Source organism: Pseudoalteromonas sp. ATL1, from assembly GCF_058933015.1.
In genome coordinates this window covers 131,221-144,802 of sequence record NZ_JBZYXL010000001.1, presented here as the reverse complement: position 1 = coordinate 144,802, position 13,582 = coordinate 131,221, and the positions used below count along the sequence as shown (strand labels likewise).

The following is a 13,582-nucleotide window of genomic DNA, read 5'->3' as shown; positions in this document are numbered from 1 at the left end:
GATTTAAATACAAGCGAGATGCCTGCTGATGTACTAGAGCAAGTAGAAGGGGCGGTGAATTCGCCGCTTCGCCTGCCGTTTGCTTATGCACGCCGAGTGGGCATGTTGCTAGGTAAAGAGGCGCAAGGTTTAGTCGTTTATTATCGAGGTGAGTTGAGCGTAACATCGCTGTTGGAAGTTCGCCGTATTGCGGGGGCTGCGTTTCGCTTGGAACAACTCGAAGATGATAAATTTGAATTGATGCTTGAGGCATCTTATCAGCGCGATAGTTCTGAAACGCAACAAATGATGGAAGACATTGGTAACGAAGTCGATTTGTTCTCGCTGGCGGAAGAGTTACCACAGACTGAAGACTTATTAGCTGCCGATGACGATGCACCAATCATTAAACTGATCAACGCAATGCTCAGTGAAGCCATCAAAGAAGGTGCTTCGGATATTCACATTGAAACGTTTGAGCAAGATTTGGTGATCCGCTTCCGTGTTGATGGCGTGCTTAAAGAAGTACTGAAGCCGAATCGTAAGCTATCTTCATTGCTTGTTTCTCGTATCAAGGTTATGGCGAAACTCGATATTGCTGAAAAACGTATTCCGCAAGATGGTCGTATTAGTTTACGTATTGCTGGGCGTGCGGTCGACGTGCGTGTATCTACCATGCCATCGAGTTTTGGTGAGCGTGTAGTGCTGCGTCTGCTTGATAAAAATAATGCGCGTCTCAACCTTGAAGACTTAGGTATGACCGAGCGTAACCGAGACTTATTTGCGGATATCATCAGTAAACCGCACGGTATTATTCTTGTCACCGGTCCAACTGGTTCTGGTAAAAGTACCACCTTGTATGCGGGCATGAGTCAGATTAACTCAAAAGACCGTAACATTCTGACGGTTGAAGACCCCATTGAATATGAGATCCCTGGTATTGGCCAAACGCAAGTTAACACAAAGGTAGATATGACTTTTGCCCGTGGCTTGAGAGCGATCTTACGTCAAGACCCGGATGTGGTAATGGTCGGTGAGATCCGAGACTTAGAAACCGGACAAATCGCAGTACAGGCCTCATTAACTGGTCACTTGGTGATGTCAACGCTACACACCAATACGGCTGCAGGTGCCATTACCCGTATGGAAGATATGGGGGTTGAGCCTTTCTTACTTTCTTCATCGTTACTTGGCGTGTTGTCACAGCGATTAGTTCGAACTTTATGTTCTAATTGTAAAGAAGCGCATCATGCAGACGAGAGAGAATGCGAGCTGTTAGGTGTGCCTTTTGAGCAACCACCAACAATTTATCGTGCAGTTGGCTGTGAAGAATGTAATTACAACGGCTATAAAGGTCGTACCGGTATTCACGAATTACTCGTGGTTGACGAAACAATTCGAGAGCTTATTCACAATGGTAAAGGTGAACAGGCGGTTGAAAAGTATATTCGTAAAACCAGCCCAAGTATTCGCCAAGATGGCTTAGCTCGGGTGCTAAATGGCCAAACTACGCTAGAAGAAGTATTACGTGTAACGCGTGAGGAAGGTTAATCATGGCGGCGTTTGAGTATCGTGCTTTAGATGCGAAAGGCAAAGAAAAATCAGGGATTTTAGAAGCGGATACGGCCAAACAAGTTAGGCAAATGCTGCGTGAAAAAGCCATGATGCCGATTGAAGTCTCACCCGCTGCTGAAAAAGACAAAAAGCAAAGCGGAGGTGGCTTCAAACTATTTCAAGGTTATAAGCCATCTGTCGCCGATCTTGCCTTGGTTACCCGTCAGCTAGCGACGTTGATCCAATCGTCTTTACCTGTTGAGGCTGCGGTAATGGCCGTGGCTGAGCAATGTGAAAAGCCACGTTTGAAGCGCATGTTGATGTCAGTGCGTTCTAAGGTTGTGGAAGGGTACACTTTGGCTGATGGCATGTCTGAGTTCCCACATGTGTTTGATAACCTATATCGCTCCATGGTGGCCGCCGGTGAAAAGTCGGGGCATTTGGATGCCGTATTAAACCGACTGGCTGATTACACTGAGCAGCGACAGCACATGCGCAGTCAAATTACGCAAGCGATGGTGTATCCAACTATTTTGGTGATTTTTGCAATCGCAATTGTGTCCGTATTGCTCGGTACCGTGGTACCAAAAATCTTAAAAACCTTTGAGAAATCAAACCAAGTACTTCCTTGGACAACGGAGTGGGTCATGGCCGCCAGTAACTTTGTACAAGATTACTGGTTAGTGAGCTTGGTCGTGTTAACGGCCAGTGTGGTGATGGCGAAACGCGCCTTACAGCAGCCCAAAATTCGTTTTTGGTTTGACAGCAAAATGCTGGTTATTCCGGGTATTGGTAAAGTGAGTCGAGGCATTAATACGGCGCGTTTTGCGCGTACTTTAAGTATTTTATCTTCAAGCTCGGTGCCGTTACTTGAAGGCATGAAAATATCGGGCCAGGTACTGGAAAACCAAAAGATTAAAGCTGCGGTTGCAGAAGCCGCAACGCGGGTCAGTGAAGGCGCAAGTCTGCGCGCTGCCTTACATCAAACTAAGTTATTTCCACCTATGATGTTGCACATGATAGCCAGTGGTGAAAAGTCGGGTGAGTTGGAACAAATGCTTGAACGGGCTGCCAATAACCAAGACCGAGAATTTGAAAGTATGGTCAGTGTGTCGCTTAAGCTACTTGAGCCAGCCATGATCGCCAGTATGGCGGTTATTGTGCTGTTTATCGTCATGGCCATATTGCAACCTATTATGGCGATGAACAAAGCGGTCGGGCTGTAGTCAAACACAGCGAAGACGTGCAATAAACAATTAAAATTAAGAAACATTGAAGGAAAATATTGTGAATAGACAATCAGGTTTTTCATTATTAGAAATCATGGTAGTACTGGTGATCATTGGTATGATCATGTCTATCGTGGCACCAAACATCATGGGTCAGCAAGAAGAAGCCGCGATTGATAAGGCGAAGATAGATATTCAACAGCTAGAAGATGCGATGAATATGTACAAGCTGAAAAACAAAGCTTACCCAACCACGGAACAAGGTTTAGAGGCGCTTGTAACGCAAACAACCATTGATCCTGTGCCAAAGCGTTTTCCTGATGGTGGTTTTATTTCAAAATTACCGGAAGATCCATGGGGTAATCCATATCAGCTAGTGAGCCCTGGCGAAATGGGTAAGGTTGATATTTTCTCTATGGGTCCTGACGGTGAAGTGGGCACAGAAGATGATATCGGCAACTGGGATGACGAAGAGCAACGTTAATTTATATGGCACACCGCAGATCCTTCCACGCTTTTTCTAAATCATCACGAGGTTTCAGCTTAATTGAAATTCTCGTGGTGATCGTGATCATTGCTTTTGCGACCAAGTTGGTTGCCTACGGTTTTGGTGGCGACATGGAAGAAGAACTTGAAAAACAAGCATTGAAAGTACATAGCGTGATCAATCTTGCTTCCGAATTTGCGGTGTTGAATCAGGTCGAACTAGGCTTGCGCCTAGAAAAAAACACACTGGAAATGCTGGTATTTGACGGTGAAACCTGGACTGAATTTGAAGCTGAAGAACTCTACAAACCGATAGAGTTTACAGAGCAATTCCGTGCGCAGTTGATCACCGAAGATTTAGCTTGGTCACAGGATAACTTATTAGAGCAATCCAACTGGCAAGAGCTGATGGGCGCGAATGACGACGAGAGTCTATTGGAGCTGAGAAAGGTGAAAGTGCCACAAGTGCTTATTCTTTCTTCAGGTGAGGTCAGTGCATTTCAAATCAGTTTAGAGTTGGCGGAGCAAAGAGAGCCTGTGTTTTATATCGAAGGTGAATTTATCGCTCCGGTAAAATTGCGTAAGGAACCGCAATCATGAAACGTGCGGTTGGCTTTACACTACTAGAAGTCATGGTTGCCATGAGTATTTGCGCGATGGCGGGGATTGCAGCCATGCAAGCAACCGGAGAACACATTACCCATATTTCTAGCTTAGAAGAACAAACCTATGCGTCTTGGGTTGCTGAAAATCGACTTGTAGAAATGCGTGCAAGTGCAGAAAAATGGGCGGGAACAAATGGCAAGAAAGGCGAAGAAGAGCTTGCCGGACAGATGTGGTATTGGCAACAGAAAGTGGTGCCAACAGCGGATCCCAGTTTCGTTAAAGTTGTTGTAGAAGTTTATACAGACGAAGCACTGAAGCACTCGGTTTACGACCTCACGACCTTTATGCTTAAAGGTAAGTCATAATGCGCCAACGTGGTTTTACTCTTTTAGAGGTCATGGTTGCATTAGGGATCTTAGCGGTTGTGGTGATGGTGACCCATCAGATACTAGACTCAACAATTAAGGCCAAAGAAGCGTCTGAAGAAACCATTGCCGAAATTGAAGCGCTACAAACGACGTTTCGTTTGATGGATCAAGATTTTAGCCAAATGACTAAGCGAGAAGTACGCAATGAATCGGGTGATATCAATCCGAGTTACATTTTACATGGCCGTTATGTGTTGGAAAGCCAGTTTGATGGTATTGCCTTTGTACGCGATGGTTGGACCAATCCTATCAGCTTGCTTCCTCGCTCTGAGTTACAAGCGGTTGGTTATCGAGTCATCGATGACAAACTAGAGCGTATTTATCGAATTTACGTTGATGAGTTAGACGGTGCAGAGCCGCGTTCACAGGTCGTCATTGAAAATATTGAAGAACTCAAATTCGAATTTTTAGACGACCAACAAAAGTGGCAAAGCGATTGGAAAAAGAAGGCGTTGCCTCTAGCCGTTGCGGTCACACTGAAATTGAAAGATGCACCTGAAATTAAGCGTTTATTTTTAACGCCAGGCAATGGTAAAGAGCAACAGGCAGTCTCTAGTGGTTCTGGACAAAACCAGGGTTCTGGACAGAACCAAGGCGATGAACAAAATGGTGGACAGCGCGATTCGGGTGGTTCTCAAGGAGGTCGCTCATGAATAAGCAAAATGGCGCGGCTTTAATCATCGTTTTATTTATTGTCGCACTGGCGGCAACCATTGCCGCAGAAATGGCTGCAAACCTGATGGTACAAGTGCAGCGAGCCCAGAATATTCAAGCGCACCAGCAGGCAAAATGGTATAGCTATGGTGCAGAAGAGCTGGTCAAAAAGGTGATTTTAGAAAGTAAAAAAGATGACCCCGATAAGGTGCACTTAGGTCAGCCATGGGCACTCAGCGAAACGCCGTACCCCGTTGACCATGGTACTTTAAGTGGCCAAGTTACGGATTTACAGGCATGCTTAAATCTCAATGCGCTGCGTGAGCCCAAAAAAACAGGGGCATCGGTTAATGCGACAAATCCGGCACATGAAGCTTTGTTGTCTTTGCTGAAAAACATTGAAGACTTACCCATAGAAGAAAGTGAAGAAGCGCTGGCAGACAGTGTTTATGATTGGCTTGACGAAGACAGTATAACCTTTCGTTCAGGTGCTGAAGAAGACGAATATATGTCTAAACAAATGCCTTATTTAGCCGCGAATAATATGTTGGCATCTGCCTCGGAGCTGCGCATCATCAAAGGGTTTAACCCTTTAGTGATGCAAAAAATAGCGCCTTATGTGTGTGTGATCCCAGGCAGTACCGAACTCAAAGTGAATGTAAACACGGTTAAACCAGAACAAGCATTATTACTCAGTGCCTTGTTGGATGGGTTAAGTGAATCAGGTGCACAAGCGGTGATATCAGCTAGGCCAGAAAAAGGTTTTGATAATATTGATGAATTCTTTACTGAAGCTCGTAATCAAGGAGCAAAAGTTGATAAACAAAGTGAAGAGTTATTTACCATTAACAGCAATTATTTTAAGTTACGCGCAAAAGCCCTATTTGATGATAGACGCTTTGCAATGACCTCAATTATTCAAATAAATCAAGGTCAAGCAACCATACTGGCGCGAAAATTTGGAGGCGTACAGTGACAGAAAAATTGGTGATCCGCTCGGATCAGTCACCTAATAACCCGATTCATTGGTTGGTGTTTTCATCAGCGGATGAGCAAATCATCGCCAGTGGCGAACTAGACAATGCTGAGCAATTGTCACAATTAGCAGAAAAAGCGCAAAGTAGAGAAGTTATCTTGCTATTGAGCGCAGCGCAAGTACAACTTAAGACGGTCAATTTGCCGACGAAGTGGAATCGCAAACTGGAGCAGGCGTTGCCGTTTATGCTCGAAGAGCAAATTGCCTGTGATGTGGACGAGTTGTTTATTGCCATTTCTGGCCCGAGTATGGACGGTGAAAAGCACACCGTGCAAGTGGCTATTTGTGACAAAACGTGGTTACAAGATTGGTTTGATATTTTTGCACAGCATGACATTGAATTGACGCGTGTATTACCTGATGCATTGCTATTGCCGTATATTGATGATGATACGCTGACGATGATCGAGCTGGGCGAACAATGGTTATGCCGCCATGGTCAGTGGCATATTAGTGCGATTGAAAAAAGTTGGGGCGCGGATTATTTATATGCGCTACAACCGCAAAAGATAGTCCATTACAGCCCCGCAGAGAGCATACCTGATATTGCGCCAAAAGAGGCAAAAGAAGCAGAATATGACTTGCCTTTGGCTTTGTTTACCAAGCACTTAAGCAGTACATCGTTTAATTTGCGTCAAGGTCAATTTGCGGCGAAAAAGAAACAACCGCAGTGGTGGCGAGATTGGAAGAGCGGCGTGTTGGCTGCAAGTATTGCCGTAGGTTGTTTTGTGGTGGTGAAAGGCACCCAACTCATGATGCTGCAAAAACAAGCCGACGAGCTTAAGTCGCAAGCGGTGGCGAGTTATCAAAAAGCTTTCCCCGGCAAGACTGTACGTCCGCACCTGCTGAAAAAGCAAATTCAAGGGGAATTAGCGGGATTAAGTGGTACACAGCAAGGCGGTTTTTTAGAGTTAACCAACCATTTAGTGGCCGTTTACGGTGAAGTAGAGAACTTTACACCGGAAACGCTGCGCTATGACAGTCGCCGTAATGAATTGAGAATTCGTGCGCGCGCCAACGGTTTCCAAACATTTGGTCAGGTGAAAGCCATTTTGGAGCAGCGCGGCTTGACGGTCCAGCAAGGGTCTTTGAACAATGATGGTGACGTAGTAATCGGTGAGATCCGCTTAAGAGGTGAGGTATGAAGCAGCAAGCATTAAAATATTGGCACTCCTTAAAGGAGCAAGAACAAAAGCTGTTGATCGTTGCTGCCATCGTTTTCACCATTTTTGTACTGATCATGGGGGTGTTTAAACCACTCAATAGCGCAGTCGAAAAAGCACAACAAGATAAACTGCGTCAGCAGGAGTTAGTGGCATGGGTCAATAACAGTATCGGCAAACTTAAACACAGTGCGTCTGCCAATACTACTGGCCGTTCTGGTAACTTATCTGCATTGGTGAATCGCACGCGTGGCCAATATCAAATTAACATCAGCAAAATGCAACCGAGTAACGAAGCATTGCGCCTCACTATAGACTCTGTTGAGTTTAATAAGCTCGTTGCCTGGTTAGACGAATTAACCAATCAGCATGGCGTGAGAGTGGATAGTTTGGATCTGGCACTAGATAGTGCACCGGGCTTTGTACGTGTTAGTCGTTTGCTGTTAGAGAATTAAAATGAAAAAGACCATTAGCCTAGTCGTTACGTTTATATTCGCGTTTGCCTTGTTCACTCTGTACAACATGCCAGCATCATTGGCATTGCAGTTAGCGGGTAAACAGTTACCACCCAGCTTGCAGATTGGGGCTGTGACGGGCACTGTTTGGCAAGGCCAAGTGAGCGAACTGAGAGTCAGCAATGTACAGCTTGATGATGTTCGCTGGCGTATTGATGCACCTGCCTTGTTAATTGGCAATGTGCAAGGTGATCTGCGCTTTGGTAATGCGCGAGATAAATCACAGCTATCGGGCCGAACCGATTTCAATGTGGGTTTGTTTGATCAAACAATTTCATTGTCTGATGCAATGGCACGCTTTAATGTGGAACAAGCCATGTCACAAGTGACTTTGCCGTTACCCGTTAATGCAAAAGGGCGCGTGCTGCTCGATATTGACCAATACGATAGTGGGGCACCCTATTGCGAAGCACTAAAGGGTGAGATCCGTAGCCCAGGTATTTCTGTTGAAGGTTTAACAGGCTGGTTTGAGATTGGTCCTTTGGCTGGCAGCCTAAGTTGTAAATCTGGCGATATTGCAGTGCTTGTTGATCCAGAAAATCGCTTAGGATTACAAGCTGATGCGACTTTGGCTGATAACTTCCAATTTCGTGTAGCGGGTAATATCAAACCCGACCCTTCATTACCAAAAGAAGTACACGACGCGGTGAAATTTTTGGGTCGTCCTGATAGCGAAGGCCGCTATCCCGTTAATTTATAAAATAGTGTGATGTTAGAGTTTAACTATACCGAGCAGCATCAAGCGCTGTTGAGAGCATATTTGGTGAATAGACCTTCTGCAATGACCTTGTCACAGGTAGAAGGTTATTTGTTTGCGTTGATCTGTAGTCCATCGGCGATAGAAGTTGAACAATGGCTCAATGAAATAACAGCCAATGATGCGCAATTGTCTGAAGAAGTTGTGTTTGCTTTGATGGCATTGCATCACCAAATCAGTGAGCAGGTTTTCTCACAGCAGTACGCATTGCCGTGGTCAGAAATGACGGCATATCAAAGTAAACAAGAATGGAGCATTGGCTTTTTACAAGGCGCTCAACCTTACTTTGAATATCTTATACAGGCGCATGAATTGTCGGAAGATTTAAAACAAGCGCTGCAAATGGCCACTGAACAATTAGCCTTTTTTTCATTGTCACCAGAACAAGTGCGCAGTTATTGCGAACAACTTAATTGCGATGAGCAAATTTTTGTCTCTGAGCAAACTGCTCTTGCCAAAGATTTCGCGCCAAGCTACGCGCAGTTGATAGAAAATGTGGCGGTTGCGAGCGGGTTATTCGATGAGGATGAAGAGAGCTTTTAGGCAATCTCCAGCTCAATATGAGTACAGCCTTTTGCGCAACAGACGTGCCCTTTTTGTGATGCGTCTACCGCTAAATTGAGCTTTAACGGCGCGCTACACGTTTCACACAAGATTGTTTGTCCAGCACTGAGCTTTTTAAGCAACTGCTTTTGTTTGTTAAAAGAGGCTGCACGCTGTTTATTCAGTTGAGTAAAATCTATCATAAAGTCCCTGTTTTACTTGCTGCTCGTTCGATAAGATCGCATATGGTCTCAAGTTTATCGGTAAAAAAGTAAAGGCTCATTTCTCTTTCCTTACAATATTGCTGATAAAACTGACGCAATGCAAGGTCGTTTGCAAGCTCAGTGTTCAAGTGCGCTTGTTGTTCAGGTGTTAGCTCGACCTGCTGTTCTATGCTGAGCAAAGCAACTCGTGCTAAGGAGGGTCTTTGCACTTTTGTCGATTCGCCCAATACCGCGATGACGTCGTTAATAAGCTTATCTCTTGGTTGTTTTACCATCTCCAAATCGGTGGTAAACAACGCGACAACCACAGCTAATAATAATAAAAACTTTTTCATAATACGCTTTTCAAGAATTCTTTGATCTCAGTAGCATTGATAAACTCTGCAGTGTAATAAAATAGCTGACTTAAAAGCAAGCAATGAAGCTAATCGTAAACTCTGACCATACGCTAAGGTTAAGCCATCTAAAAATTTGCAGTTTACAGTTTTATTTAAGCGTTATAGCTGTTTGCAGGTATCAATCAGCTGCTAAGCTTGCTTATAATACCCCTATTCACATTAAGGTCACTGTAGCAAGTACCTGTCGATCATGGCGGCTTAAGGAGCTTAGATGGACAAGCAGATCAAAGTCAAAAATATTCCCACCGATGTAAAAATTCAAAAGCCGGATAATCTCCAGCCTGATAGGTTTAACCCAAGAAACCGTATTTATGTGCGCGCTGTACAAGGGTTACATCAGATATTACGCAGGCGTATCGGCTTTGTTGGCATGCTCGCATTTATGGTGCTGCCTTGGCTGAGCTTTCACGGTCATCAGGCGGTGTTATTCGACATTTTTGAGCAAAAATTTAATATTTTTGGGCTCACCTTGTTGCCTCAAGATCTCACCATTTTGGCATTCATCTTGATGATAGCCGCCTTTGCATTATTTTTGGTTACTACTTTTTATGGGCGTGTATGGTGTGGTTATACCTGTCCACAAACGGTATGGACTTTTATATTCATATGGTTTGAAGAAAAGTTTGAAGGCACTGCCAATCAAAGGAAAAAGCTAGACCAACGACCGATGGATTTTGACAAGCTTTGGCGCAAGTCGGCCAAGCATGGCAGTTGGATTTTATTTTCACTGTACACTGCGATAACGTTTGTAGGCTACTTTACACCAATTCGAGCGCTAGTCCTCGATCTACTCACATTGTCAGTGAGCGGTTATGCGTTACTGAGCATTGCGGTGTTTACCGTGTGTACCTATGGTAATGCGGGATGGATGCGTGAAATCATGTGCTTGCATATCTGTCCTTACTCGCGCTTTCAATCTGCAATGTTCGATAAAGATACGTTTACCGTAAGTTATGATGCGAAACGGGGGGAGTCGCGCGGTCCTCGCTCAAGAAAACAAGATCCAAAAGAGTTGGAATTAGGTGACTGTATCGACTGTAACCTTTGCGTGCAGGTGTGCCCGACAGGCATAGATATCCGTAATGGCCTGCAGTACGAGTGTATTAACTGTGGTGCATGTATTGATGCTTGTGATGGTGTGATGGATAAGATGAACTATCCAAAAGGCCTAATTTCATATACGACGGAGCGCAACTTAGAAACATCATCAGAAAAAACCAAACCTATTCGCGGTAAATTGGTCGGCTATCTTTGTATTTTATTAGTCCTGTCTGGTGCTTTGGTCGTCAATATCGCTATGCGTAAGCCAATGGAGTTGGATATTATTCGCGATAGAAATCAGTTGTACCGAGTTAACTTTGAAGGTTTAGTCGAAAATACTTATACCCTAAAAGTGATCAACAAGGCGCAACAAACACAAACTTTTGCTATTGAAGTGTTAGGCTTAGAGCATTTTAAATTGCTAGGCAAGCAGCAGGTGACGGTTGAAGCAGGGCGTTCTATGGATGTGCCTTTATCGGTGATCATCGACCCATATGATTTGAAAAAGCCTGTGACTGAGTTTGAGTTTTCAATTCATCCAACAGATGCCCCTGAAGATAAGTTGATACAGCAAACGAACTTTTTTAAAGGCAAATAGTCCAGTACACTAGGGCATAACAATGAAAGCGGGTTTTTCCCGCTTTTTTTATAACAGAGACAACTATGAGTGAATTTTGCTTTGCCGGTCTAACGCCCGATTTTATGCTTGATGCCATCGAAAGTGTTGGTATCTACCCTGAGTCAGGTTTGTTAGCACTAAACAGCTATGAAAACCGAGTTTACCAATTCAAAGCAGACGATAACCGCCGATATGTGGTGAAGTTTTATCGCCCCGAGCGTTGGCGTGACGAGCAAATATTAGAAGAGCATCAATTCGCGTTTGATCTCGAAGCCTCAGAAGTACCGGTTGTGGCACCCATAAAACGGGATGGGGTTAGCCTTTTTCACTATCAAGGTTATCGCTTTGCGCTGTTCCCAAGTGTTGGGGGTCGCCAGTTTGAGATGGACAATCTAGATCAGTTAGAAGTTTTGGGGCGTTATATCGGCCGAATGCATGGCGTTGCTGGGAACCATCAATTTAAGTATCGCCCAAGTATTAATTGCCAAGACTATCTTCATCGCGCTAGAACCGCGCTTATAGATAGCCAGTTGATCCCGATGCAACTAGAAACGCCATTGTTGACGATTCTAGAACAACTGATTGTTAAGACTGAGAATGAGTACCAACAAGTTGAGCAGATCCGTTTGCATGGTGACTGTCATGCTGGCAATATTCTGTGGTCAGGTGATAACTTGATGTTGGTTGATTTAGACGATTGTCGACAAGGACCTATGATCCAAGACTTATGGATGATGCTCAATGGCGACAAACAAGAACAGATAATACAACTTGATACCTTGCTATCAGGTTATGAAGAGTTTAATTCGTTTGATCAACAACAATTGAATTTGATTGAACCGTTGCGAGCTATGCGAATGGTACATTACATGGGCTGGTTGGCGACGAGGTGGCAGGACCCCGCTTTTCCACGGAACTTTTCGTGGTTTGCGACAGACAAATATTGGGAACAACAAATTTTGGCTTTAAAAGAACAATACGCCATTTTGCATGAACCTGCTTTGAGCTTATTTCCTTAAAAAATTAAAGAGATTTTTATGTTTAAAATAATAAAACAATCATTATTGATTCTATGTATTCCTCTTATGGCCTTTGCTGCGAGTGCGGCTGAATTTGTTGATGGTACACATTTCAAAACACTTGATAATCCAAAGAGTACAAACGCGAAAGTGACCGAGTTTTTCTCGTTCTATTGCCCGCATTGTTATCAATTTGAACCGATTGCAATTGCCTTAGAGCAGGGGTTACCTAAAGGAGCGAGTTTCGAAAAGAGCCACGTGAACTTTTTAGGTGGTATTCCAGCACAAGTGCAAAGTAACTTGAGCTATGCCTATATTATTGCCAATCAGATGGGCAAAGGTAAGGAAGTAGCAGCAGACTTATTTGATACCATTCACAAAAAAGGTAACAGATTGACGGATATTAAAGAAGTTAAAAAGCTACTTGCCGGTCATGGTATTAGTGAAGCGCAATTTGACCAACAACTGAGTAGCATGTTGGTGATTGCGCAAGAGAAAAAAATGCAAGACCTACAAGAACATTTTGGTAAAATTGGCGCTTTAACAGGTGTTCCTACCTTTATCGTCAATGATAAATATCAAGTGAACATGCGCTCGCTGAAAAGTCAGCAAGAGTTAAACGAATTAGTAAAACACTTACTAGAAAAATAAGAATTGGAGATCTCAATGTTGAAATTAATCAAAGCGACAGTCATTGCAATGATGCTGCCTATGCTGGCCAACGCTGCCGTGCAATATGAAGAGGGCGTACATTACGAAGTAGTGTCTGAGCGCGGAACTAAAAAACCAGAAGTAACAGAATACTTCTCTTTTTATTGTCCTGCGTGTAATGCCTTTGAGCCATTGATTGCTGAATTTAAGCCTAAGCTTGCAGAGGGCGTTAAGTTTAAGAAAAGCCACGTCGATTTTGTTGGTTCACGTGATCCTGAAATTCAAAAAATGATGGCAAATGCGTTGGCGACGGCTGCTGTTTTACCACAGAAAGATGCCATTGTTTCTGCGTTGTTTACACACATTCATACAAAGCGTGGAAAAATTAACGAGCTTGCTGACATCAAAGATATTTTTGTATCACAAGGTGTTGATGGCGAGAAATTTGATAAGTTATACAAAAGCTTCTCGGTTCGTACCAAAGCGTCTCGCATGGCACGTAATCAAGAGCAGTTACAAGAAAAAGGCGCATTAAGTGGCGTGCCGACATTTATCGTAAACGGTAAATACAAGTTGCTATTACGCGAGTCAAAAACGACAACGCCTGAGCAGATCAGTGCTTTGATCAATTACTTGGCAACGAAATAACCCACTTTTAAATACAAAAAAGCCTCGTTATC

General features: G+C 43.8%; 17 protein-coding genes. 15 read left to right on the top strand and 2 right to left on the bottom strand.

The genetic code is table 11. From position 1 onward, the window contains the following. The first annotated feature begins 18 nt into the window (after positions 1 to 18). The 11 genes from gspE to AC5FX4_RS00620 all read left to right on the top strand — a co-directional run bounded on the left by gspE (position 19) and on the right by AC5FX4_RS00620 (position 8,950). Complete coding sequence (gene gspE / locus AC5FX4_RS00670; protein ID WP_493607746.1) at positions 19 to 1,530, top strand: type II secretion system ATPase GspE; 1,512 nt, start codon at positions 19 to 21, stop codon at positions 1,528 to 1,530. A 2-nt stretch (positions 1,531 to 1,532) separates the two neighbouring features. Beyond that, positions 1,533 to 2,759 (top strand): type II secretion system inner membrane protein GspF, encoded by a 1,227-nt coding sequence (gene gspF, locus AC5FX4_RS00665; protein WP_493604639.1) that lies wholly within the window; start codon positions 1,533 to 1,535, stop codon positions 2,757 to 2,759. 61 nt (positions 2,760 to 2,820) lie between these two features. After that, a complete protein-coding gene (gene gspG / locus AC5FX4_RS00660) occupies positions 2,821 to 3,246 on the top strand; it encodes a type II secretion system major pseudopilin GspG (RefSeq protein WP_493604638.1) in 426 nt (141 codons plus the stop codon). A gap of 5 nt (positions 3,247 to 3,251) precedes the next feature. Beyond that, positions 3,252 to 3,848, top strand: a complete 597-nt coding sequence (locus tag AC5FX4_RS00655) for a prepilin-type N-terminal cleavage/methylation domain-containing protein (RefSeq protein WP_493604637.1) — start codon at positions 3,252 to 3,254, stop codon at positions 3,846 to 3,848. After that, positions 3,845 to 4,219, top strand: a complete 375-nt coding sequence (gene gspI / locus AC5FX4_RS00650) for a type II secretion system minor pseudopilin GspI (RefSeq protein ID WP_493604636.1) — start codon at positions 3,845 to 3,847, stop codon at positions 4,217 to 4,219. Before AC5FX4_RS00655 ends, gspI begins: the two co-directional genes overlap by 4 nt. Further along, positions 4,219 to 4,935 (top strand): type II secretion system minor pseudopilin GspJ, encoded by a 717-nt coding sequence (gene gspJ, locus AC5FX4_RS00645; protein ID WP_493604635.1) that lies wholly within the window; start codon positions 4,219 to 4,221, stop codon positions 4,933 to 4,935. The genes gspI and gspJ overlap by 1 nt, the downstream gene beginning before the upstream one ends. Beyond that, a complete protein-coding gene (gspK, locus tag AC5FX4_RS00640; protein ID WP_493604634.1) occupies positions 4,932 to 5,912 on the top strand; it encodes a type II secretion system minor pseudopilin GspK in 981 nt (326 codons plus the stop codon). The genes gspJ and gspK overlap by 4 nt, the downstream gene beginning before the upstream one ends. Continuing rightward, a complete protein-coding gene (gspL, locus tag AC5FX4_RS00635; protein WP_493604633.1) occupies positions 5,909 to 7,117 on the top strand; it encodes a type II secretion system protein GspL in 1,209 nt (402 codons plus the stop codon). The genes gspK and gspL overlap by 4 nt, the downstream gene beginning before the upstream one ends. Next, on the top strand, positions 7,114 to 7,590 hold the full coding sequence (locus AC5FX4_RS00630) for a type II secretion system protein M (protein ID WP_493604632.1): 477 nt from the start codon (positions 7,114 to 7,116) through the stop codon (positions 7,588 to 7,590). Before gspL ends, AC5FX4_RS00630 begins: the two co-directional genes overlap by 4 nt. Before the next feature lies 1 nt (position 7,591). Further along, a complete protein-coding gene (locus AC5FX4_RS00625; protein ID WP_493604631.1) occupies positions 7,592 to 8,350 on the top strand; it encodes a type II secretion system protein N in 759 nt (252 codons plus the stop codon). Between the two features lie 9 nt (positions 8,351 to 8,359). After that, on the top strand, positions 8,360 to 8,950 hold the full coding sequence (locus AC5FX4_RS00620) for a UPF0149 family protein (RefSeq protein ID WP_493604630.1): 591 nt from the start codon (positions 8,360 to 8,362) through the stop codon (positions 8,948 to 8,950). On the opposite strand, the gene AC5FX4_RS00615 is transcribed toward AC5FX4_RS00620, so the two are convergent. Both AC5FX4_RS00615 and AC5FX4_RS00610 read right to left on the bottom strand, forming a co-directional pair. Beyond that, entirely contained in the window at positions 8,947 to 9,153 is a 207-nt protein-coding gene (locus tag AC5FX4_RS00615; protein ID WP_493604629.1) for a hypothetical protein, read from the bottom strand. The two genes, AC5FX4_RS00620 and AC5FX4_RS00615, sit on opposite strands and share 4 nt — an antisense overlap. Next, on the bottom strand, positions 9,150 to 9,509 hold the full coding sequence (locus tag AC5FX4_RS00610; RefSeq protein WP_493604628.1) for a hypothetical protein: 360 nt from the start codon (positions 9,507 to 9,509) through the stop codon (positions 9,150 to 9,152). Before AC5FX4_RS00610 ends, AC5FX4_RS00615 begins: the two co-directional genes overlap by 4 nt. A gap of 274 nt (positions 9,510 to 9,783) precedes the next feature. Here AC5FX4_RS00610 and ccoG point away from each other — a divergent pair, with 274 nt between their 5' ends. The 4 genes from ccoG to AC5FX4_RS00590 all read left to right on the top strand — a co-directional run bounded on the left by ccoG (position 9,784) and on the right by AC5FX4_RS00590 (position 13,550). Beyond that, the gene (gene ccoG / locus AC5FX4_RS00605; protein WP_493604627.1) at positions 9,784 to 11,211 is read left to right on the top strand and encodes a cytochrome c oxidase accessory protein CcoG; all 1,428 of its coding nucleotides are present in this window, start codon (positions 9,784 to 9,786) and stop codon (positions 11,209 to 11,211) included. A gap of 65 nt (positions 11,212 to 11,276) precedes the next feature. Then, complete coding sequence (locus AC5FX4_RS00600; RefSeq protein WP_493604626.1) at positions 11,277 to 12,251, top strand: serine/threonine protein kinase; 975 nt, start codon at positions 11,277 to 11,279, stop codon at positions 12,249 to 12,251. Between the two features lie 18 nt (positions 12,252 to 12,269). Further along, the gene (locus AC5FX4_RS00595; protein ID WP_493604625.1) at positions 12,270 to 12,902 is read left to right on the top strand and encodes a thiol:disulfide interchange protein DsbA/DsbL; all 633 of its coding nucleotides are present in this window, start codon (positions 12,270 to 12,272) and stop codon (positions 12,900 to 12,902) included. A 15-nt stretch (positions 12,903 to 12,917) separates the two neighbouring features. Continuing rightward, positions 12,918 to 13,550: a thiol:disulfide interchange protein DsbA/DsbL gene (locus AC5FX4_RS00590; RefSeq protein WP_493604624.1), complete on the top strand. Its 633-nt coding sequence runs from the start codon at positions 12,918 to 12,920 to the stop codon at positions 13,548 to 13,550. Positions 13,551 to 13,582: the final 32 nt, after the last annotated feature.

What these genes read in the sequence shown, in the direction of transcription:
- gspI (WP_493604636.1), top strand. Translation starts at nt 3,845, where the DNA reads ATGAAACGTGCGGTTGGCTTTACACTACTAGAAGTCATGGTTGCCATG.
- gspK (WP_493604634.1), top strand. Translation starts at nt 4,932, where the DNA reads ATGAATAAGCAAAATGGCGCGGCTTTAATCATCGTTTTATTTATTGTC.
- AC5FX4_RS00620 (WP_493604630.1), top strand. Translation starts at nt 8,360, where the DNA reads ATGTTAGAGTTTAACTATACCGAGCAGCATCAAGCGCTGTTGAGAGCA.
- AC5FX4_RS00655 (WP_493604637.1), top strand. Translation starts at nt 3,252, where the DNA reads ATGGCACACCGCAGATCCTTCCACGCTTTTTCTAAATCATCACGAGGT.
- AC5FX4_RS00600 (WP_493604626.1), top strand. Translation starts at nt 11,277, where the DNA reads ATGAGTGAATTTTGCTTTGCCGGTCTAACGCCCGATTTTATGCTTGAT.
- gspF (WP_493604639.1), top strand. Translation starts at nt 1,533, where the DNA reads ATGGCGGCGTTTGAGTATCGTGCTTTAGATGCGAAAGGCAAAGAAAAA.
- AC5FX4_RS00630 (WP_493604632.1), top strand. Translation starts at nt 7,114, where the DNA reads ATGAAGCAGCAAGCATTAAAATATTGGCACTCCTTAAAGGAGCAAGAA.
- AC5FX4_RS00610 (WP_493604628.1), bottom strand. Translation starts at nt 9,509, where the DNA reads ATGAAAAAGTTTTTATTATTATTAGCTGTGGTTGTCGCGTTGTTTACC.
- gspJ (WP_493604635.1), top strand. Translation starts at nt 4,219, where the DNA reads ATGCGCCAACGTGGTTTTACTCTTTTAGAGGTCATGGTTGCATTAGGG.
- AC5FX4_RS00625 (WP_493604631.1), top strand. Translation starts at nt 7,592, where the DNA reads ATGAAAAAGACCATTAGCCTAGTCGTTACGTTTATATTCGCGTTTGCC.
- AC5FX4_RS00590 (WP_493604624.1), top strand. Translation starts at nt 12,918, where the DNA reads ATGTTGAAATTAATCAAAGCGACAGTCATTGCAATGATGCTGCCTATG.
- ccoG (WP_493604627.1), top strand. Translation starts at nt 9,784, where the DNA reads ATGGACAAGCAGATCAAAGTCAAAAATATTCCCACCGATGTAAAAATT.
- AC5FX4_RS00595 (WP_493604625.1), top strand. Translation starts at nt 12,270, where the DNA reads ATGTTTAAAATAATAAAACAATCATTATTGATTCTATGTATTCCTCTT.
- gspE (WP_493607746.1), top strand. Translation starts at nt 19, where the DNA reads ATGCCTGCTGATGTACTAGAGCAAGTAGAAGGGGCGGTGAATTCGCCG.
- AC5FX4_RS00615 (WP_493604629.1), bottom strand. Translation starts at nt 9,153, where the DNA reads ATGATAGATTTTACTCAACTGAATAAACAGCGTGCAGCCTCTTTTAAC.